Source organism: Devosia oryzisoli (assembly GCF_014837245.1).
In the GTDB taxonomy this organism is placed as follows: Bacteria; Pseudomonadota; Alphaproteobacteria; order Rhizobiales; family Devosiaceae; genus Devosia; species Devosia oryzisoli.
The window spans coordinates 725,342-745,367 of record NZ_JACYFU010000002.1; the positions used below are offsets into that span (position 1 = coordinate 725,342).

Consider the following 20,026-nt stretch of genomic DNA (forward strand, 5'->3'; position numbering starts at 1 on the left):
TCATTTGCCTCCATAGCGAATGCGCGGATCGAGCCAGGCGAGCAGCAGGTCCGAGACCAGCGTGCCGATGACGGTGAGGACGCCGAGCAGGAGGATGATCGCGCCGGCCAGATACATGTCCTGGCTGGTGAGTGAGCGCAGCAGCATCGGGCCGGCGGTGGGCAGGTTGAGCACGACCGAGACGATCACCGAGCTCGACACCAGCGCCGGCAGCAGCCAGCCCAAGGTTGACACCAGCGGGTTGAGCGCCACGCGCACCGGATATTTGATGATGGTCCGGAATTCGCTGAGGCCCTTGGCCCGCGCCGTCGTCACGTAGGGCTTTTTAAGCTCATCGAGAAGGTTGGCGCGCAGAATGCGGATCAGTTCGGCGGTGCCCGAGAGCGAGAGCACGAGAATGGGCGCCCAGGCGTGGCTGACGAAATCCCAGATGCGCGGCAGGCTCCAGCGGGCGTTCTCGAACTCGGGAGAAAACAACCCGCCAATGTTGGCGCCGAACCAGACAAAGCTAAGATACATCAGGATCAGCGCAAAGAAGAAGTTGGGGATCGCAAGGCCGATAAAGCCGCCTACGGTCGCCAGATAATCGCCGAGGGAATATTTGCGCACCGCCGAATAGATGCCGATGGGCAGCGCAACGAGCCACGTCAGGATCACCGCCAGCCCTTCCACGAGAATGGAGTTACCCAGCCGTCCCCAGATGAGGTCGGTGACCTGCGCCTTCCACTCAAAACTCTGGCCGAAGTCGCCGCGCAGCAGAATGCCGGTGATCCACTTCCAGTACTGCACGATATAGGGCTCGCCGAAACCGTATTGCCGGCGCAACGCATCGATGGCGGCCGGATCGACCCGATCCCCATTGGCCGAGAGCGTTGCCACATAGGTGGTGAGATAGTCGCCGGGCGGCAGCTGGATGATGGCAAAGGCGACGAAGGACACGGCCCACAGGATGAGCACCATGGCGATCAATCGATTGATGGCGAAACGCAGCATGGGCGTCTCCTGTCGTGAAAAGCGGGAGCCGGGTTCCCCCTCTTTCTGAGGAGAGGGGGACAGGGGTGGGGCCAGTCAGTGGGTCGACCAACTTCCCCCACCCCGGTCCCTCCCCACCCGGGGGAAGGAGGCGGTGGGACCACCGCCGCCGGCCAAAAGTCTCAGCCATCCCGCGGCGTCTGAGGGGAGCCGCCGCGGGAGGCCGGGAGGGACCTATTCCTGGGCGAAGTACCACTGGAACGGGTCATAGGGTGCAGGCGTGGGGAAGAGGTACGCCTGGAACATGGTGTCGGGGACGTTCTTGAGGTTGTTCCTGGCGATATAGTAGGTGTCGCCAGGCAGGCTCACGCCGATGACCGGGAAGTTTTCCTGGCCGATCGTGAGGATCTGCGTCATCAGCTCGGCCCGCTTGTCCGGATCGCCCTCGCCGCGTAGCTGGGTATAGAGATCCATCTGCTGTTTGGCCCAGTCGGCCGGCTCTTCGGCGATTTCGGGGGTCGAGCCGTTGTACCAGGCCTGCCAGCGGAAGGCCCAGACGGACTCGGCATTGGCTGCCATGTAGTAGCGCGGCTCCTGCACCACATCGAGGCCGCCGTCGCCACCCCACACCTGCGCATCGTAGTCGCCCAGCGGACGCTTGTCGTAGTAGAGGGTGCGGTCGATGTTGTTGATTTCCATCTTGATGCCGGCAGCCTCGAGCTGGAGCTGGATCAGCTCGAGCATGTCCGGCCATTCCGGGCGGAGCGAAGCGATGGTGTCGATGGTGATGGTCAGCGGGCTGCCATCGGCGAAGGTGTACATGCCGTCGCCGCCCTTGGTGAGACCAGCCTTCTCGAACGCTTCGGCAGCCTTGTCCGGATCGTACTCGGTATACTGCTTGGCGTAGGTCTCGTTGTAGAACGGCGACTCCGGACGCGGCGCGACCTGGTAGGGTTCGCCCTGGCCAGTGAAGACCGCGTCGATGATTTCCTGCCGGTCGATGGCGTAGGAAATGCCGATCCGGAAGTCCTTGTTGGCAAAGAGCTCGCGGCGCTTTTCGTCCACATGGTTCATGTTGAACTGGATGACCATGGTGTTGGACGAGGACTGGATTTCCTGGCCCATGCGATAGTCGCCTTCTTCCTGTCCGTCATAGAACAGGGGCTGGTTGGCAACGGTCGAGATGTGCCGGTCCTGAAAATCGATCTGGCCATTGAGCGCCAGAAGCGTGATCTCTTCCACCGAGTCCGAAACCCGCATTTCGAGGCCGTCTATATAGGGCAACTGGTTCCCCTCGGTGTCGACCTTCCAGTAATAGGGATTGCGCTTGAAGGTGACGCGGGTGGCGTCGCCGGTCAGGGGCTGGTCGATCATCCAGGCGTTCATGAAGGGGAGGTCGGGGTTGGCCCAACGGATGGTTTCGGTTGCCCAACCACAACGGTCGGTCATCCAGAGTTCCCAGGTCTCGAACCCGGCCGCCTTGGCCTCCTCGGCCGCGTTCTCGTTGTACTTGGGGTAGAACTGGCTGCAGTAGTCCTTGCTGAGCGACACCAGCGTGAGGCCGTTGACGCTGGCCAGTTCGTCCATGATGGTGCCGTTGGGATTTTCGAAGTTCAGCGTGAACGTCGTCTCGTCCACCACCTCGATCGTGACCGGGTTCTGCGGGTTCTTGATGAAGGTGCCGGCGCCATAGCTCGGCTCTTTGAACAGTTCCACGGCGAAGGCGATGTCATCGGCGGTGAACGGCTTGCCGTTGTTCCACTTGAGGCCTTTGCGCAGGTGGAAGGTGTAGCTGCGGGAATCCTCGCTCACTTCCCAGCTTTCGGCCAGGTTGGGGATGATTTCCTTCCACTCGCGGTCGTAGCGGACCAGGCCGTCATACGCCACGGTGCGGGCGATCCAGGCGTTGTCGAGGCCGCCGCGCAGGGCCGAGTGCCAGATGCCGCCATAGGTGCCGACGCTCTCGACCGGGTCCACCACCAGCGGGTTTTCCGGCAGGCGCTCGTCTACCGGCGGCAGCGCGCCACTCGAGACCATTTCATCGAGGCTGGGCGCCTGCTGCGCGGCCAGAACCGGATTGGCCAGCATGAGCGCGCCGATGGCGATCCCCGCCAAGGCACCTGCCGTACCCAAAACACTGAACTTCATTATCCTCCTCCTTCCCCGAGCGTGATGCCCGGTTTGCTTCCTCCAGGGTGGCAGCTTGGCTGCCAGCGGCCGATTGTCCGGTCCGCATTCTCGGCCGCTAGAGCGGCGTTATGCGCAGCTTCACCGAGCCCGATGCCGCTGCAGATTTTGGGGTGAACAGCACCCGTGTGAGGTCGACCGCGGGCGCATATTGCTTTTCTACGCCGCGATGGATTTCGGTGCTGGCTTGCAATGCATCCGTATCGAACCGGACCGCGACTCCCGCGCCCTCTTTCCCGATGCGGACCTCGCCAGGCGCCAGGGAAGCGTCGAGCGGCGTCACGAGCACAGACTGGAAACTACCTCCGTGGGAGAGAGCGAAATCATCGTGCACCTCGATGGCCCCGCCCGCGGCGCGGCGATCGAAGGTGACGCTGCGGCGCAGCGACTGCAGCCCCGCGTCATCGGGATAGGCGTCGGCGAAATCGAAGACCAGGCGATCGGCATTCTCGCCGTGAACGTGCTCCACCACCGTTGCCGCCCGATCCCGCCCCTCGGCCTGCTCCTGGCCATTGACCACGGGCACCGAATGGCCGCGTGAGGAGGCCATGAGATTGTCGTAGCGTTGCGGGCTGAAATAGGCCTTGGAATAGCGCCCGCGGCCGGGATCGGTGAGGACCACGGTGCCGCCGGAGACGACGATCAGCGAGCCGACGTCGTTCTGGTTATGCATCTCGTCGTTGTGTCCGGCCTTGACCGCGAGGCGCAGCGAGGTCGGATCGGCGGCATCGAGCCGGCTCAGCATCCAGCCCATGTCCTCGAACCAGTCATGGGCAACGCCGCCATAGACCGTCGTCTCCTTCGGCAATGGCCAGGCGTACTGGCGCAGGGGCCAGACGAACTGGTTGAAGATGTCGACGGAAAAATCGTTGTGCGTGCCCAGTTGGGTAAGCATGGGCAGGTCGAGACGGCTCGCCAGGTGGCTGAGGAGACCCGGATGAAACTGCGGGTTGCTGTCGCTGTCGGAAAAGCTCGCCCAGATGCCGGTTGTCATGACGGTACGCACGGGGAACTGCGCGATCTCGCGCATCATCGGGTCTTCGAAGAGATCGAGCGCGCCGCCGGTGCGTTCGGACAGCAATTGGGCCAGGACGACGTAGTTGCCAAAGCCGTACGACCAGTAATCCGGCCCTTCGGACGAGCCGCCCTGGCTATCGAAGGTTTCGAGGTAGTCGGCGAGCGAATGCAGGCCCCGGGTGATGATCTCGGCCAACCGGTCGAGGTTGGTCTCGAGATAGCACGCGGCCCCAACCACGCCGGCGACGCAGACCGCCGTCCAGTTGTTGACCTGCTTCTGCGGCGTCGTATGAAGCCACCAATGGTCGTTGCGCGAAAGGAACGGGGTGATGGTGCGGCGGTCGACTTCGCTGCGGATCCAGGCCCGTACCTGGGGCGAGAGACGATCGCCGAGAAGATAATCGATCTCGGCGAGATCGAGCCCGGTCATTGCGGCCGCGAGGTCGACCGTTGGCCGGTCCGGCATGTCGAGCGTGCGGGCATGGGCAGGCCAGGCCCAGTTGGTTTCCTCGAGCCGCGCCCAGAGGATGTTCTCGGCGGCGGCGGCAAACTCGTTGTCGCCCCCGAGCCATTCTGCCAGCGACAGGCGATAGAGCATGTTGCGCCGTTCGCGCTGGGCGTCCTCATACCCCTCGCGGCGCCCGGTACGCAGGAAGTCGAGGTAGAGTTCGGCCGGAAGCGCGGGAATTGGCTGGCCTATGTCCGCCTTCGCTGCCGTCGTCAGGGCCGCGAGCGGCTCCGAACCCAGCGCGGCCCGAATGTGGTCGAACCCGGCGCCGGCCTTGGGAAACGGTGCGAAATCCGGCGCGGCCTCGAGCAGCATCCGTATGTGCTTGACGTTCCAGCGTCGCAGATCCACTTGCCCGGTTCCTCCCTGCCACCGCCCGTCGTCTGGTGACGATCTGTGGAGGCGACTGCATGAGAGAAAGCCTATGCGTGAATTTGCGTGATTTCAAGCATTTTGCGCAATTCACGCAATTAACGCAATTTTGCGAACTTTGCGTCGTCAAGTCAGCCATCTAGGCGGCGCGGAAGTGTCTCTTGGGCAGGGGAAAATCTGGCGTCAGCGCGCCGGAAGCGAAAAAACTGTCTCGCCCGGAACGAGCTTGAGCCCGATTTCGAGATGCTGCACGGTCAGGTCGCCATCGAGCCGGCGTGCCAAGAGGTGAATGACCCCCCGGCCGATCGCCTCGCGGTCCACCCCGACCGTGCTGAGGCGTGGGTTGGCCATCCCGGCAATGGGCAGATCGTCGAAGCCCATGATCGAAAAGTACGGCGGCAGAGGCGTGTCGGGGCCCATGAGCGTTTCCACCATGGACACGGCAACGCTGTCGTTCCAGCAGAACACGGCTGTCACGTCGTGGCGCCCAGCCAGGAGATCGTCCAGCAATTGCCGGGTCTTCACGTCGTTGGAGCAGATCACGGTGCCGACAGCGTCCGAATGATCCGCCATCGCCGCCTCGAAGCCGCGCTGCCGCTGCAGAATGGTGGGACGGTTGCGGAAGGTATAGTGCAGGATGCGCCGGTGCCCGGCGTCGAGCAGGTGCTGCGCGGCCATGTAGGCGCCAAAGAAATTGGCGGGTGACACTGAACTGAGCCGCATGCGCGGATCGAGCCCGTTCGCCAGCACGACCCCGATGTCGTGTTCCGCAGCCCAGGCCACAATGTCATCACTGGGGTCGAGGCCCGCCAAGACGACGCCTGCGGCATCGGACTTGGCGACCTGCTTGGCGATGAAGTCCAGCGTCACCTGGTCTTCGCTGACCAGCCGTACGTCCAGCGCGATGCCATCTTCGGCGGCCTGGGCCCGCATGCCCTCGACAATGCCGTGATAGAAACTGGCCAAGCTACCCATTGCCCCGCTCAGCGGCACCAGCGCGACCGCCCGCTTGTCCGGATTGCCCGTGACCGGAGCGTGCTTTGACTTGTAACCCAGCGAGCGGGCGACCTTCTGTACCTCGCGGCGCACGGTGTCGCTGATGCCGGCTTCATTGGCCAGCGCCCGGGAAACCGTCGACACCGAGACACCCAGTTTTTCGGCTATGTCGGCTTGGTTGGCTCGCTTGGTGGTCGCCATGGAAGTTCCTTGCTGAAACTTCGCAATATTTGCGTTTATTGAGTAGCGCAAGGAAAAACGCCTTCGGTGAACCTTTTTATACGCCTCGCGCCACTCCTTCTTAGGAGCAAAGTGCAAAATTTTCCGGCAGGGCTGGTCTCTGAAACATCATCGCATTAGGTTGCCAATCCTTATTCCGAATACGTTCTCCGAGAGTACTGAATGCCTGCCAGCGCCCTTTTTGCTCGTTTCGTCGCCGCGGTCGGTGCAGCCGCGGTGGCCATCCGTCACTCCGGAGATGGCCCCCGCCAGCCGGTCTATGGAACGACGCCGGCCATTCCCGACGCCAAGCCGCAGGGGAAGATTCCGACCCTCAAGATGCCCACGGCCAAGGGTTGGGAGGGAGACCACAAGCCGACCGTTGCCGCCGGCCTCAAGGTCAATGCCTTTGCCAAGGGGCTCGATCATCCGCGCAACATGCTGGTGCTGCCCAATGGGGACGTGCTGGTCGCCGAATCCATGGGCGAGTCGGGTAAGCCCCGGACCCTGTTCGATCTCGCCATGAGCTCGACCATGGAGCGCGCCAAGGCCACGGGCACCAGCCCCAACCGCTTAACCCTCTTGCGCGACGCCGATGGCGACGGCACGGCCGAACTTCGCCACGCCTTCATAGAGAACGTGCGCCAGCCCTTCGGCATGGTGCTGCGGGGCGACACGCTCTATGTCGGCGCGAGCGACGCCGTGCTCGCCTACCCCTACGAAGCGGGCGTCACCCGCATCACCACGCCGGGCCGCAAGATCATGGACCTGATCCCGGGCGGGCACTGGACGCGCAACCTCATCGCCAGCAAGGACGGGACCAAGCTCTACGTCGCCGTGGGATCGTTGAGCAATATCGGCGATGCCGGCATGGCGGCAGAGGAAAATCGCGCCTGCATCCACGAACTCGATCTCGCCACCGGCCGGTCGCGCATCTATGGCAGCGGCCTGCGCAACCCCGTCGGCATGGCATGGGAACCGGAGGGCGGGCTGCTCTGGACGGTGGTCAACGAGCGCGACGGCCTCGGCGACGAAACGCCGCCCGATTACCTGACCTCGGTGGTCGACGGCGGCTTTTATGGCTGGCCCTATTGCTACTGGAACCGCGTCGTCGACGATCGGGTGCCCCAGGACGCAGCCAAGGTGGCCTCGGCCAGGCAGCCTGACTACGCGCTGGGCGGTCACACCGCGTCGCTAGGCCTCTGCTGGCTGCCGGAAGGCACACTGCCCGGATTCCCGGCTGGCATGGCGATCGGCCAGCACGGCTCGTGGAACCGCTCCAAGCTGTCCGGCTACAAGCTGGCCTTCGTTGAATTCCAGGGCGGCAAGCCGGTCGGCATGCCACGGGAAATCCTTGGCGGCTTCCTCTCGCCGGACGAGAAATATTCCTATGGCCGCCCAGTCGGCGTCGCCATCGCCGCCGATGGTGCCGTGCTGATGGCGGACGATGTGGGCGACGTCATCTGGCGCGTCACCGGCGCCTGAGCGGACGGCGCCGGTCGCAGGTCCCGCTAGCCCGGTCGATCAGCTAGATCGACGCTTTCGCTTGCGCACCGGCGCCTCGGCTTCCACGAGGAACCGGTCCTGCAGCGTGGCCTGGAGGCCCAGCATGTGCCGTTCCGCCTCGGCCATGTGTTCGGCAAGGATGGCAGCGGCAGCGTCGACATCCCGTCGGCGCATGGCCGCGATGAGGTCGCGCTGGTGCTCGATGCCGCTCTCGCGCTCGACCGGTTCGGGCCGCAGGTAGATGTCCTGCGCCACGGCCAGATCCTTGAGGAGGCGTTGCAGGAAGCGGCAGGTGAACGCGAGGATCGGGTTGTCGGCATATTCGGCCACGACGCCGTGGAAATCGAGTTCGGCCATGCGCTGGGTCCAGCGTTCCTCGGCATCGGCCGGCTCATGGTCATAGACGGCGATGATGGCCTCGAGGCGTTTTAGGCCCGACTCGTCGATCTGCGGGGTCGCGCTGGCGGCCACGAGCGGCTCAAGCGCCTTGCGCATCTCGTAGATGTGGGCGATCGACAGGTTCTTGGCGAAGAGGAAGTTGGAGAGGAGGCTCATCGCCCGTCCCTCCGACATGCGCTCGATAAAGGCGCCGCCGCCGGGGCCGGTGCGCACGGAGATCAGCCCCTGCACCTCGAGCGCTTTCAAGGCTTCGCGCACGGTCCCCTTGCTGGCCGCATATTGTGCAATCAGGTCGCGCTCCTGCGGCAGCCGATCGCCCGGGGCCAGCCCGTGCTCGACGATCATGCGCTTGATGGCGTCGACGATCTCGTCCGTCCGCTTGCGGCGGGGGGCAGTTGACGCTGGTTTGTCGGATTCGGCGTTTGAAGTATCCACTCTGTCATCCCCGCGCTAGCAGGGACCTCCGTTTGGTCAAACAGGAGTTCCCGCTTTCGCGGGAATGACACTGTGAAAAAGTAGATGGCATCATGCGGGACTTTCCGCTGTTTCCAGACGCGGCGCGCTGGCGATCAACGTCCGGGTATACTCATGCTGCGGCGCGGCAAAAAGCTGGGCCGCCGGGGCAACCTCCACCACCTCCCCCAGATACATCACGGCAACCCGATCGGAAATGGATTCCACCACCGCCAGGTCATGGCTGATGAAGAGGTAGGAAAGACCGAGGCTGTTCCGCAGGTCCTGGAGCAGCAGCAGCACCTGCGCCTGTACGGACACATCGAGCGCGCTCACCGGCTCGTCGAGCACGAGGATGCTGGCTTCCGCCGCCAGGGCCCGCGCGATGGCGATACGCTGCGCCTGGCCGCCGGAAAATTCGTGCGGATACCGTTCCAGCGTATCGAGCGGCATCTGCACGGCGTCGACCAGTTCTCTTTTTCGCGCCCTGCGCTTGGTGTTCTCGTAGCCGCAGAGCAATTTGAGCGGCACGTCGAGGATTTCGCCGATGGTCTTGCGCGGATTGAGCGAGGCCACAGGATCCTGGAAAACATACTGAATGGTACGTCCGAAGGCGCGTGTGCCGGACCGGGCCAAATCTTCCCAGGGGCGTCCATCGATCAGCATCGTCCCTGAGCTGGGTTTTTCGAGGCCGACCAGCATCCGCGCCAGCGTCGATTTGCCCGACCCGCTTTCGCCCACGACGCCGAGGGTTTCGCCGCGCTTGAGATCGAGAGAAATGCCGCGCACGGCCTGAACCGTGCTGGCCTCGCGGCCAAAAAGACCGCGGCCACCGCCGAAGGTCTTGACCAGGTCGCGCATCTGCACTGCCGGACCGGTCATGCGCCCGCCTCCTCGAACAGCGGCCGCACGCGCGCGAGAAAGCGCTGCCCCTCTCCCAATTCGGGAACGCAGGCAATGAGGCGCTTGGTATAGTCGTGCTGAGGGTCGCGCAGGATGGTGTCGGTCACGCCCTGCTCGACGATCTCGCCGTTCTTCATCACCGCCACCCGGTCACACACCTGCGCCACCACGCCGAAATCATGCGTGATCAGCAGCAGCGCCAGCCCGCGCTCGCGCCGCAAATTCTGCAGCAGATCCAGAATGCGGGCCTGCACGGTCACGTCGAGCGCAGTGGTGGGCTCGTCGGCAATGATAATGTCGGGGTCGTTGGCGAGCGCCATGGCAATGCCGATGCGCTGGCGTTGCCCGCCCGAAAGCTCATGCGGATAGGCCCTGCTGCGCTCGGCGGCATCGCGAATTCCCACCGTTTCCATGAGCGCGATGGCGCGCGTTTTTGCAGCGGACTTGCCGACCGCCTGGTGTGCCAGGATGGCTTCGGCGACCTGTTCGCCCACGCGATAGAGCGGATGGAGCGTCGTCAGCGGATCCTGAAACACATAGGACACGCGCGCGCCCCGCAGGGCAATCAATTCCTGCTCACGCAGCCCGAGCACGTCGCGGCCGTCGATATAGACCGCTCCATCGGTGATGAGGCCGGGCGGCGAGGCCACAAGCCCCATCAGCGACAGGGCCGTCACCGATTTTCCCGATCCGCTTTCCCCGATCAGCCCCAGGCATTCGCCCTTGTCGAGCCGGAAGGAAATGCCTTTGACGGCAGGCGTCAAATGGCCGCCGTCGTCAAAGCCTGTCGTGAGATGCTCCACCACAAGGGAGGGCGCGTTCTCGATGGTGGGCGCGGGCTTGGCCTTGCGGCGGATCTTCGTCACCGCCATGGGGCGGTCGAGCGCGCCCGAGCGCAGGCGCGGGTCAAGCACGTCGCGAACACCGTCGCCGAGCAGGTTGATGCTCATCACCAGCGCGAAAATCATGACGCCCGGAATGATTGAGGCGTGCGGCGCGGTGAAAAGCTGCGCCCGCGCCTGCCCTAGCATCGAGCCAAGATCGGCCGTCGGCGGCTGCGCGCCGAGCCCGAGAAAGCTCAGGCCCGCGGTTTCGAGGATCATCCAACCCACTGTGGTCGACATGGTGATCACGATCACCGGCAACACATTGGGCAGGACTTCGGTAAAGAGGATCGCCGGATGGCTCTTGCCCGACAGCCGTGCCGCTTCGACGAATTCGCGGTTGCGCACCGAGACCGTCACGCCCCGGATGTTGCGGGCAAAGAACGGGATGTTGACGATGGCGATGGCATAGAGCGCGTTGAGCAGCCCCGGCCCCAGCGCCGCCACGATGGCAATGGCGAGAAGGATGTATGGGAATGCCATCAGCATATCGACAAAGCGCATCAGCACCGTGTCAGTCGCGCCGCGCATGTAGCCGGCGACAAGGCCGATCAACGACCCGAAGATGGCCGCTAAAGCGGTGGCGCTGATGCCCACGATCAGCGAGATCTGCGTACCCCAGATCAGGCGCGCGAGAATGTCCCGCCCGAGGTGATCGGTGCCGAGGAGATGCCCGTCGCTCAGGGGCGGCAGCAGCCGGTTCGGCTGATCGGTGATATCGGGATTGGGCAGCGGCAGTACCGGCGCAAGGATCGCGAGGAGGGCAATGAAGCCGAAGAGGAACAATCCGGCGGCGGCCAGCCGGTTGGCCATCAGCAATTGCCAGTTGCTGCGGCGCTTGCGCGGCACGGAGGGGGAAACGGTCAGGCCGGTCATGCCTTGAGCCTCGGGTCGAGCATGGCCTGGGCGACATCGGCCAGGAGATTGACGAGGACATAGACGGTCGCCGCCACCAGCACGCCGCCCTGCACCAGCAACAGATCACGCGTCGAAACGGCTTTGACCAGCATCTGCCCCAGCCCGGGCCACTGGAAAACGGTTTCGATATAGACGGCGCCGCCCAGGACGAAGCCAGCCTGGATGCCGATCACCGGGATCACCGAAACCAGTGCGGCGCGAAACGCATGGCGATAGATCACCACGCCTTCCTTGAGGCCCTTTGCACGGGCGGTGCGGATGAAATCCTGCCGCAGCACTTCGAGCATGGCTGCGCGGGTGAGGCGCGCCACGACGCCCGTGGCGACGATGGCGAGGGTCCCGGCCGGCAGGATCAGGTGGTTGACGAGATCGGGCAGGTCGCCCCCGCCATAGACGGCGTACATGCCCGAGGCCGGCAACAACCGCCAGCGCACGGCAAAGAAGAGGATGAACACCAGCCCCAGGAAAAAGGCCGGCATCGAAATGCCGATCAGAACGAAAAACGTGACGATGCGGTCGGTCCAGCCGAACTGGCGGACGGCCGAGACGATGCCGGCCAGAATGCCCAGCACCGAACAGATGAGCAACGCCGCGCCCGCCAGGATCAGCGTCGCGCTGAAGCGCTCCAGCACCTCATCGAGCACAGGCCGGTTGAGGATATAGGAGCGCCCGAAATCGCCGTGCAGCAGATTGCCGACCCAGATAACATATTGCTCGGGCCAGGAGCGGTCGAGCCCGAGTGCGCGGTTGATGCGCTCGACGTTCTCGGGCGTCGCATAAGAGCCGAGCAGCGCCTGCGCCGGATCGCCGGGGATCAGCTTCATGACGAGGAAGACGATGATGGAGAGCCCGATGATCACCGGGATGGCGGCGAGCAAGCGCTTGCCGATATAGGCGGTCATGAGATGGGCCTCCGTCGATCAGCCGTCGCGCCTTAAGGTAAATCGCACCGCCGCCCTTGATCCCCCCCCACAAGGGGGAAGGAAACGATGGAGCTGCGGCAACTGTGCTTTCGTACACCTCCCATACTGGAGGAAGACGATTGAGCCGAGGCGACTGTGCTTGTGCATCCCTCCCCTCGATGGAGAGGGACCGAGGGTGGGGTGGAGCTGCAAGCGCACCACCCCGAAATTCCCTCTACTGCTTCGTCACGTCCCTCAGGTTGAGCGAGAAGTCAGGCTGCAGTTCGAACGCGCCGACCTGGGCAGTGACGACAGCATTCTGCTTCCAGTTGGCAACGAAGAGCCAGGGCGCGTCGTCGTGGACGATCTTTTGCACCTGCTTATAGAGGTCTGCACGTTCATCGTGGTCGGTGGAGACCCGGGCCTTGTCGAGCAGCTCATCGACTTCCGGGTTGGAATAATAGCTCGAGTTGAAGCCACCCTCGTCGGGGAAGGCCGCGGTGCGCAGCGTCAGGAACGGCAAGGTGTCGGGGTCGGAGGTCATCCAGGCCATTTCGGCCATGTCGCCTTTGCCCTCTAGCCCCGGGTTCACTTCCGAAAGGAAGGTGTTCCACTCATAGGTCTTGATCTCGACATCGAGCCCGACGGCCGCCAGATCGGCCTGGATGGCCGTGCCCATCGGCACAGGATCGAGCATGCCCGAGCCGCCTTCGGTCACGAGGAAAGTGAGCTTCGCCCCCTCGGCCCCAGCTTCGGCGAGCAGTTCCTTGGCCTTTTCCGGATCATAGGGATAGGGCTGGACGTCTTCGTTGTAGGCCCAGTTGAACGCCGGCGGGATCGGACCGGCGGACACATCGGCCGTGCCCTGCAGTACGTCGTTGACGAGGCTTTCCTTGTTGAGCGCATAGTTGACCGCCTGGCGCACCTTCTTGTCGGCGAAGGGGCCGTCCTTGGCGTTGAGCATGACGTACCAGACGTGCGGACCCACGGCTTCCATGACCTGGTAGTTAGCGTCATCGCGGAACTGTGCCAGATTGTCGGGCGGCGTTTCGAGCAGCACGTCGATGCCGCCCGACAGCATTTCGGCGACACGGGTATTGGCGTCGGTGATGGGCCGGAAGATCACCGCTTCGAGCGGAGCCGGGCCATCCCAGTAATCCTCGTTGCGCGAAACGACGACGCGGGAATTGGATTGCCATTCCTCGAACTTGAACGGACCCGTGCCGACCGGGTTGCGGCCGAAATCCTTGCCAAACTTTTCGACGGCCGCCGGCGAGACGATGAGGCCGGTGGGCGAGGCCAGGTTCGACATGAAGGGCGCGAAGGGCTCGTTGAGCGTGAACTTGACCGTCAGGTCGTCCACCACGTCCACGTTCTCAACCGAAGAGAAGAAGAAGGCCAGCGGGAACGGGCCGGTGTCGGCGTAGGGGCTGTCTTCCTTGAGCATGCGGTCGAAATTGAACTTGACCGCATCGGCATTGAACGGCGTGCCGTCCTGGAATTTGACGCCCTCGCGCAGGTTGAAGGTGTATTCGAGGCCGTCGTCGGAAATGGCCCAGTCGGTGGCCAGCGCCGGCTCGATCTCGAGCGTGCCGGGCTTGTTGCGCACGAGGCCGTCATACATGTTGACCGCGATGCGGAAATCGTTGGCGGCGGTCGAGACAGCCGGGTCGAGCGAAGCGGGTTCGGCGATTTGGCCGACAACCAGCACATTGGGCGGCGTCTGCGCCTGGGCGGGGGCCATTGGCGCCACAAGCGCCAGGGCGGTGGCCATCAGCAGCGGGGCCAGGCCCTTGAAGTTTCGGGTCATAGATACCTCCTTGCGTTCCCGACTCGTTTTGCCGCCGTGGGCTTCACGAGGCTGGGTCTTCATGTCAATTTATCAGCATAAATTTGTGGTGCAATCCATTTATGATGATAAATTCAGCGGCATGAGGAGCCTGTCATGACCTTTTCCATCGTGGGCCGCGATGCGCGCACCGGCAGTATCGGCGTGGCGACGGCCACCGCCGGCGTCGCCGTCGGCGCGCTCGTACCCTATGCACAGGCCGGCGTCGGTGCCGTGGCGACACAGGCGATGACCAATCCTTATCTCGGTATCGATGGCGTCACCCATCTTGCGACCATGAGTGCCGAAGACGCCCTCGCGGCGGCCCTCGACACCGATCCCGAACCGCAACGTCGGCAGGTGGTGATGCTCGACCGGCAGGGAAACACCGCCGGATGGACCGGCTCAGCGTGCCAGTCCTATGCGGGGCATCTCCTGGGACAGGACGTGGCGGTGGCGGGCAATATCCTCACCGGAGAGGCCGTGCTCGACGCGATGATGAACGCCTTTGCCGCGGCGCCCGACCTGCCGCTCGGCGTGCGCCTTCTCCATGCGCTCACGGCGGGAGCCGCCGTCGGAGGCGATGCGCGTGGCGTCGGCTCGGCAGCGCTCAAGGTTGTAGAGCGGGAAGCCTATCCCAGCATCGACATCCGCATCGACCGCTCGGACCGGACCATGCGCGATCTGGCGGAGTTGTTCGAGGCCACGACCAAGGGCGGCTATGAAGAGTTTTTTTCGCAAGTGGTGCGGCGCGAGGGGCAGTAGGAGCACGACCATCCGGATGAGCCTGATGCGCCGGGTAATCGCACCGTCCCCTACCCCATTGACGTTTACCGCGCCAGCGTCATCCCCGCGAAAGCGGGGACCTCTGTTGGCTAAGGGGTGTAACGGAGGTTCACGCTTTCGCGGGAATGACATCGTGATGGGGCGGATGAACCTGTCTCCGAGGCGGCCCCGAATTTACCCCCGAGCTACCGCCTCACGCGGCATGTCCGACAGCACTTCCGCCTCGCCATTGCGGATGATCACGATTTCCTCGAGCCGGAGGCCGAACCGGCCCTGGAGATAAATCCCCGGTTCGATGGAGAACACCATGCCGTCGTCAAGCACCGTGTCGCTCGTGGCGGTGATGTAGGGGGTCTCGTGGATGTCGATGCCGAGCCCGTGCCCGGTGCGGTGGAGAAAATTGTCGCCATAGCCGGCGGCCGCGATGACGTCACGGGCGGCCTTGTCCACGGCACTGGCGGGCACTCCGGGTTTGGCCGCCGCGATGGCAGCGTCCACCGCGCGATCGAGGATGGAGTGGATCTGCCCATATCCTTCGGGTGCGGCGCCGAAATAGCCCACGCGCGTCATGTCCGAGGGGTAGCCGTCGATCCGGCCGCCGGTATCGATCAACACCGCGTCGCCTGCCTTGAGGGTGGTGCTGCCGGTATGGTGATGCGGAAAGGCGCCGTTGGGGCCGAAGCAGACCGAGCAGAACTCGGTGGTGGCCCCGTTGGCCTTGTAGAAGTCCCGGATCACCTGCGCCACTTCGAGTTCGGTTATGCCGGGCCGCAGCGCGTCGAAGCCGGCCGCCATGGCACGGTCATTGAGCAGCGCCGAGGCCTTGAGCCGGCGATATTCGTCATCATCCTTGCGGGCGCGCAGGTAGCCCACCGTGTCGCCAGTAAAGCGCCGCTTGGCGCCCGGCAGCGCGTCGAGAACCAGCAGCGCAAAGTCGGCGCGCATGGTTTCGTCGAGCACGATGGAGGGACTGATCCGGCTCACGCCGGTCGCATTGATCAGTTGATCGAGGGCAGCATCCGGGCCATCGGCATCACCCCAGGGAAAAAACGGCAGGTCGGTGTGCTGGCGCGAGCTGTCAACATTGAGCGCCGGCATCAGGAACCCGGCATAATCCTTCGAGACCATCAACAGCACTGGCCGCTCATCGCCGTGCGGCGACAGCTCCGCCAGCCAGCGCATATGGCTCGACGGACCGATGACCACGAGGTCGGTGCCGGTCTCGGCCATGCGGGCGCGCAGGTTTTTCATGCGGGTGGTGAGTGTGGCGGTCATGTTGAGATCTCGATTGTTTGCAGGCGTTTTCGCGCAGCCGGGCGCGATGGCGTCAACTCACCCCTCGGGGGGAGAGGGTTAGGGGTGGGGTGGGAGTGGCCGCCTCGAGCGAACCACCGAAGGCCACACCCCTCATCCGGCGCTGCGCGCCACCTTGTCACCTGAGGGGCGAAGGGAAAGCAGCGGCGCTAAGAGCGAAGCCGGGCGGGAGGAGGAAAGCCCGGCTTCGCGATGCGGCGGCCGGAGAAACCGGCCCCCGCAGGTCGTCGGCCTCAGTTCTTGGTGACGAGGCGATAATAGACGAAGTCGGAGTTCGAGCCGTTGACGTAACCCTCGACATTCTGTGCCATGGCGATCTGCAGCGTCGCCTGGAACATGATGACAATCGGGCTCTCGGCCTGCACCTTTTTCTGCAAGTCGACATACATCTCGTTGCGCTTGTCCTGGTCGGGTTCAGCCAGCGCGGCAAGCACTTCCTTGTTCATCTCGTCCGGCACGGCCCAGGCGTTGCGCCATGTCGTCGTGGCCTGGTAGTTGCCGTCCGAATTGTCGGCGTTATAGGCAAAGGCCTTGGCGTTGGAGTGCGGATCCATGAAGTCCGGACCCCAATAGAGCAGCATGGCTTCGTGCGTGCGGTCGCGGTACTTGGTGATGACCTGGGCGCCGGTGCCGGGCATGATGTCGAAGGTGATGCCGGCTTCGGCAAAGCTGGCCTGCAGCGACTGCGCCATGTCAGTGAACGGCGCCGAGTTGATGACGTCCAGCGTCACGTTGATCGGCGTTTCGACACCCGCATCGGCCAGGATCTGCTTGGCCTTCTCGACGTCATAGGTGAACGGCGTTTCGTCATAGGAGCCGGGGAAGCCCTTGGGCCAGAAGGCCTGGTGCTTTTCCATCTGCCCCTTGAGGAAGCTCTCGGTCATGCCGTCGTAGTTGACGAGATAGCGCGCCGCTTCCCAGATCGCGGGATTGGTGAGGCTCTCGGTCTTCTGGTTGAACGAGAGGAAGTGGACCGCCGCCTGCGGGTAGGTTTCGACCTTGACCGTGTCGGGCAGGCCCGAAATCTGGTCGGGGGTCAGGTTCTTGGCCATGTCGACGTCGCCTGAGGTCAGCAGCAGCTGCTGGGTCGCCGCCTCCGCCACGTGCCGGATGATGATCTGCTTCATCGCCGGAGCGCCGCCGAAGTAGTTTTCGTTGGCCTGCATGCGGACCATTTCGGCCGGGCGATAGTCGGTCAGGACATAGGGGCCGGATCCGGCAGAATTGGTGTTGAGCCAGGCATTGCCCCAGTCCTCGCCTTCGACGTGCTGGCTAACCAGCACTTCGTCGACGATGGAGGCGGGGCGGGACGCGAGCACGTTGAGCACGAAGGCCGAAGCGAAGTCGCCGTCCCACTTCACCGTTACGGTGTTGCCGTCCACGGTCACCATCTGGTCGATGTTTTCCGGGGTCCAGCCGAGCTGGGTGAGGATGAAGGCCGGCGTCAGGTTGAGGGTCACGACGCGCTTGAAGGTGTAAAGCACGTCCTCGGCCCGCACCGGATTGCCCGAGGCGAAGTTGACGCCATCGCGCATGGTGAAGGTGATGGACTTGTTGGCATCGTCCACGGTCCACTCGGCGGCCAGGCCCGGCGAGAGCGCGGTGGTGTCCTCGGCGTCGTACTGCACGAGGTGATCGTAGAGATTGGCGTTGATCTCGCCGGCCGAGAATTCATAGGCCTGGGCCGGATCGAGCGCGACGATGTCGTCGATGTTCTGGGCGATCACCAGCGCATCGGCCGGGGTCGCCGCATAGGTGGCGCCGGCGGCCAGTGGCAAGGTCAGTGCCGTTGCCAGAAGGGCAGAGCGAAAGAGCTTCATGTGCGTTTCTCCTTGAGTGTCGGTTTCTTGCGGACCGGCTTGTCTGCGCCGGTTTTGAGTTTTGCAGCCACCGCGGGCCGGGGCCGCGCATTGGAGCGGAAAAGAGCGAGCGTACCGGTCCAGAGCAGGCGCGCCGGCCTGTCCGTCGGATTGGACCAGGAATGGGGCCGGTTACCCCGAAAATGAAGGCTGTCGCCGGCCTCCATCACCATCTCCTCGCCATCGAGGCGCTGGGTGATCGAGCCGTCCAGCACGTAGAGGATTTCCTCGCCCTCGTGCGCCACCACTTCCGAGCGATAGCCCGGCGGCACGATCATCAGGAAGCTCGAGAGCTGGCTGCCGGGAAAGTCCGTGCCCAGCCGCTCATAGACGATGGACGAGCCGTCGATGGAAAAGCGATTGCGCCCCTCGGCCCGGCTGAGCGCGGTGTGCGGCGCCGGGGCGGACACGAAATACTCGATCGAAACCCCGAGCGCCCTGGCAATCTGCGCCAGCGTGCCGAGCGATGGGGTGGCGTGGTCGCGCTCGACCTGGCTCAGATACCCCACCGAGACCGCGGCGGCTTCGCCCAGGGCCATCAGCGTCATGTGCTGCTGGCGGCGGCGCGCACGGATCAGCGACCCCACCTTGGGGTGCCCCTGCTCCTCCTTCGCCAGCGCTCCGGCCACCATCCGCCCCACCAAAATTTTTTTGATATAAGCAAAGTTTCTTGTATGGTGGAAGCGAAATGTGAAGGTTTCTTGCCACCCGAAAATTCCCGGCGGGGCGGCTAAGCCGCTGTTTGCAAAAAAGGATTGCTTGTGAGCTTCGAGCCCTCCACGGTTGCTCCTGCCCCCTCACCCGGCCTTGCCGGGCGCAAGGCGCGGCGGCGCGCCGGAACCGTCCTGGGCTTCCTCATCACCCTCGCGCTCACTTTCCTCGGCCTTCTCGCCATCACCTTCTTCATCGGCCGCGTCGTGCCCATCGATCCGGTTCTGTCCGTCGTTGGCGATCGCGCGACGCAGGCGCAGTACGACGCCGCCAAGGTCGCCATGGGGCTCGACCAACCCCTGATCATGCAGTTCGTCACCTATGTGGGCAATGTGCTCACGGGTGACCTAGGGCAGTCCGTTTCCACCGGCCGTCCCGTCATCGAGGATCTGAGCCGGTTCTTCCCCGCCACTCTTGAAATGGCGACGCTCGGCATCCTGATCGGCGTGCTGCTGGGCGTGCCGCTCGGGGTCACGGCCGCCGCGCGTCAGGGGTCCTGGGTGGACCAGATCATTCGCGTCGTCGGGTTGATGGGCTATTCCGTCCCGGCATTCTGGCTTGGGCTGGTGGGTCTGGCGATCTTCTACGCCCGGCTGCGCTGGGTGGGGGGACCGGGGCGGCTCGACATCTTCTACGACGGTCTCGTTTCTCCCGTGACCGGAATGATCCTGATCGATAGCCTACTTGCAGGCGAGATCGACATCTTCTGGAACGCCGTCACCCATCTCATCCTGCCGGCATCGGTGCTTGGCTTTTTCTCGCTCGCCTATATCGCGCGCATGACGCGTTCTTTCATGCTCGACCAGTTGGGCCAGGAATTCGTCACCACCGCCCGCGTCAAGGGCGTGCCCGAGCGCGTCGTCATCTGGCGCCACGCCTTCAATCCCATCCGCGTGCCGCTCATCACCGTCATCGGCCTCTCCTATGCCGGGCTGCTCGAGGGGTCGGTGATGATCGAGACCGTCTTTTCCTGGCCCGGCATCGGCAATTATCTCACGACCGCCCTCCTCAACGCCGACATGAACGCGGTGCTCGGCTCGACGCTGGTCATCGGCGCAGTGTTCATCTTCATCAACAAGATTTCCGACGTTCTCTACCGCGTCCTTGACCCGAGGGCGAAGTGATGAACCCCAAGACAGCGACATGGTCACCCCTTTCCTTCTCCTCTGAGGGGACAAGGTGGCCTGCAAGGCCGGATAAGGAGTTCAGCATCTCGGCTAAAGCTGCTGGCTGTTCACCGCTCACCCCACCCTCTCCCCTGAAGGGGCGAGGGGGCGCAAGAGCCGATACAT

15 protein-coding genes are annotated in these 20,026 nt (G+C 64.0%); 3 read left to right on the forward strand and 12 right to left on the reverse strand.

The genetic code is table 11. The features are described from left to right. The 4 genes from IC608_RS10140 to IC608_RS10155 all read right to left on the reverse strand — a co-directional run bounded on the left by IC608_RS10140 (position 1) and on the right by IC608_RS10155 (position 6,253). Entirely contained in the window at positions 1 to 993 is a 993-nt protein-coding gene (locus tag IC608_RS10140; RefSeq protein WP_191775024.1) for an ABC transporter permease, read from the reverse strand. A 213-nt stretch (positions 994 to 1,206) separates the two neighbouring features. Beyond that, on the reverse strand, positions 1,207 to 3,120 hold the full coding sequence (locus IC608_RS10145; protein ID WP_191775025.1) for an ABC transporter substrate-binding protein: 1,914 nt from the start codon (positions 3,118 to 3,120) through the stop codon (positions 1,207 to 1,209). Positions 3,121 to 3,217: 97 nt separating this feature from the next. Continuing rightward, positions 3,218 to 5,035 (reverse strand): heparinase II/III domain-containing protein, encoded by a 1,818-nt coding sequence (locus IC608_RS10150; RefSeq protein ID WP_191775026.1) that lies wholly within the window; start codon positions 5,033 to 5,035, stop codon positions 3,218 to 3,220. Between the two features lie 204 nt (positions 5,036 to 5,239). Continuing rightward, on the reverse strand, positions 5,240 to 6,253 hold the full coding sequence (locus IC608_RS10155; protein ID WP_191775027.1) for a LacI family DNA-binding transcriptional regulator: 1,014 nt from the start codon (positions 6,251 to 6,253) through the stop codon (positions 5,240 to 5,242). A gap of 201 nt (positions 6,254 to 6,454) precedes the next feature. Here IC608_RS10155 and IC608_RS10160 point away from each other — a divergent pair, with 201 nt between their 5' ends. After that, positions 6,455 to 7,756 carry a PQQ-dependent sugar dehydrogenase gene (locus IC608_RS10160; RefSeq protein WP_191775028.1) on the forward strand — a complete coding sequence of 434 codons (1,302 nt, stop codon included), beginning with the start codon at positions 6,455 to 6,457 and terminating at the stop codon, positions 7,754 to 7,756. Between the two features lie 39 nt (positions 7,757 to 7,795). Here IC608_RS10160 and IC608_RS18455 read toward each other — a convergent pair whose 3' ends face one another. The 5 genes from IC608_RS18455 to IC608_RS10185 all read right to left on the reverse strand — a co-directional run bounded on the left by IC608_RS18455 (position 7,796) and on the right by IC608_RS10185 (position 14,046). Beyond that, positions 7,796 to 8,611: a FadR/GntR family transcriptional regulator gene (locus IC608_RS18455; RefSeq protein ID WP_345890875.1), complete on the reverse strand. Its 816-nt coding sequence runs from the start codon at positions 8,609 to 8,611 to the stop codon at positions 7,796 to 7,798. 90 nt (positions 8,612 to 8,701) lie between these two features. After that, positions 8,702 to 9,511: an ATP-binding cassette domain-containing protein gene (locus tag IC608_RS10170; protein WP_191775029.1), complete on the reverse strand. Its 810-nt coding sequence runs from the start codon at positions 9,509 to 9,511 to the stop codon at positions 8,702 to 8,704. Further along, positions 9,508 to 11,292, reverse strand: coding sequence for a dipeptide/oligopeptide/nickel ABC transporter permease/ATP-binding protein (locus IC608_RS10175; protein WP_191775030.1), 1,785 nt, complete (start codon positions 11,290 to 11,292; stop codon positions 9,508 to 9,510). Before IC608_RS10175 ends, IC608_RS10170 begins: the two co-directional genes overlap by 4 nt. Next, positions 11,289 to 12,236, reverse strand: a complete 948-nt coding sequence (locus IC608_RS10180) for an ABC transporter permease (protein ID WP_191775031.1) — start codon at positions 12,234 to 12,236, stop codon at positions 11,289 to 11,291. Before IC608_RS10180 ends, IC608_RS10175 begins: the two co-directional genes overlap by 4 nt. Before the next feature lie 235 nt (positions 12,237 to 12,471). Then, positions 12,472 to 14,046, reverse strand: coding sequence for an ABC transporter substrate-binding protein (locus IC608_RS10185; RefSeq protein ID WP_191775032.1), 1,575 nt, complete (start codon positions 14,044 to 14,046; stop codon positions 12,472 to 12,474). Between the two features lie 135 nt (positions 14,047 to 14,181). Here IC608_RS10185 and IC608_RS10190 point away from each other — a divergent pair, with 135 nt between their 5' ends. Continuing rightward, positions 14,182 to 14,829, forward strand: coding sequence for a DUF1028 domain-containing protein (locus IC608_RS10190; RefSeq protein ID WP_191775033.1), 648 nt, complete (start codon positions 14,182 to 14,184; stop codon positions 14,827 to 14,829). Between the two features lie 195 nt (positions 14,830 to 15,024). Here IC608_RS10190 and IC608_RS10195 read toward each other — a convergent pair whose 3' ends face one another. From IC608_RS10195 to IC608_RS10205, 3 genes are all read right to left on the reverse strand, one after another. Then, positions 15,025 to 16,125, reverse strand: a complete 1,101-nt coding sequence (locus tag IC608_RS10195) for a M24 family metallopeptidase (RefSeq protein WP_191775035.1) — start codon at positions 16,123 to 16,125, stop codon at positions 15,025 to 15,027. 272 nt (positions 16,126 to 16,397) lie between these two features. After that, positions 16,398 to 17,984 (reverse strand): ABC transporter substrate-binding protein, encoded by a 1,587-nt coding sequence (locus IC608_RS10200; protein WP_191775037.1) that lies wholly within the window; start codon positions 17,982 to 17,984, stop codon positions 16,398 to 16,400. After that, a complete protein-coding gene (locus tag IC608_RS10205; RefSeq protein ID WP_191775039.1) occupies positions 17,981 to 18,655 on the reverse strand; it encodes a helix-turn-helix domain-containing protein in 675 nt (224 codons plus the stop codon). Before IC608_RS10205 ends, IC608_RS10200 begins: the two co-directional genes overlap by 4 nt. A 129-nt stretch (positions 18,656 to 18,784) precedes the next feature. Here IC608_RS10205 and IC608_RS10210 point away from each other — a divergent pair, with 129 nt between their 5' ends. After that, positions 18,785 to 19,858, forward strand: coding sequence for an ABC transporter permease subunit (locus tag IC608_RS10210; protein ID WP_191775040.1), 1,074 nt, complete (start codon positions 18,785 to 18,787; stop codon positions 19,856 to 19,858). Positions 19,859 to 20,026: the final 168 nt, after the last annotated feature.

Excerpts from the sequence above, each read along its gene's own strand:
- IC608_RS10190 (WP_191775033.1), top strand. The coding sequence starts at position 14,182 with ATGACCTTTTCCATCGTGGGCCGCGATGCGCGCACCGGCAGTATCGGC.
- IC608_RS10205 (WP_191775039.1), bottom strand. The coding sequence starts at position 18,655 with ATGGTGGCCGGAGCGCTGGCGAAGGAGGAGCAGGGGCACCCCAAGGTG.
- IC608_RS10180 (WP_191775031.1), bottom strand. The coding sequence starts at position 12,236 with ATGACCGCCTATATCGGCAAGCGCTTGCTCGCCGCCATCCCGGTGATC.
- IC608_RS10200 (WP_191775037.1), bottom strand. The coding sequence starts at position 17,984 with ATGAAGCTCTTTCGCTCTGCCCTTCTGGCAACGGCACTGACCTTGCCA.
- IC608_RS10145 (WP_191775025.1), bottom strand. The coding sequence starts at position 3,120 with ATGAAGTTCAGTGTTTTGGGTACGGCAGGTGCCTTGGCGGGGATCGCC.
- IC608_RS10175 (WP_191775030.1), bottom strand. The coding sequence starts at position 11,292 with ATGACCGGCCTGACCGTTTCCCCCTCCGTGCCGCGCAAGCGCCGCAGC.
- IC608_RS10160 (WP_191775028.1), top strand. The coding sequence starts at position 6,455 with ATGCCTGCCAGCGCCCTTTTTGCTCGTTTCGTCGCCGCGGTCGGTGCA.
- IC608_RS10195 (WP_191775035.1), bottom strand. The coding sequence starts at position 16,125 with ATGACCGCCACACTCACCACCCGCATGAAAAACCTGCGCGCCCGCATG.
- IC608_RS10185 (WP_191775032.1), bottom strand. The coding sequence starts at position 14,046 with ATGACCCGAAACTTCAAGGGCCTGGCCCCGCTGCTGATGGCCACCGCC.
- IC608_RS10155 (WP_191775027.1), bottom strand. The coding sequence starts at position 6,253 with ATGGCGACCACCAAGCGAGCCAACCAAGCCGACATAGCCGAAAAACTG.
- IC608_RS10140 (WP_191775024.1), bottom strand. The coding sequence starts at position 993 with ATGCTGCGTTTCGCCATCAATCGATTGATCGCCATGGTGCTCATCCTG.
- IC608_RS10170 (WP_191775029.1), bottom strand. The coding sequence starts at position 9,511 with ATGACCGGTCCGGCAGTGCAGATGCGCGACCTGGTCAAGACCTTCGGC.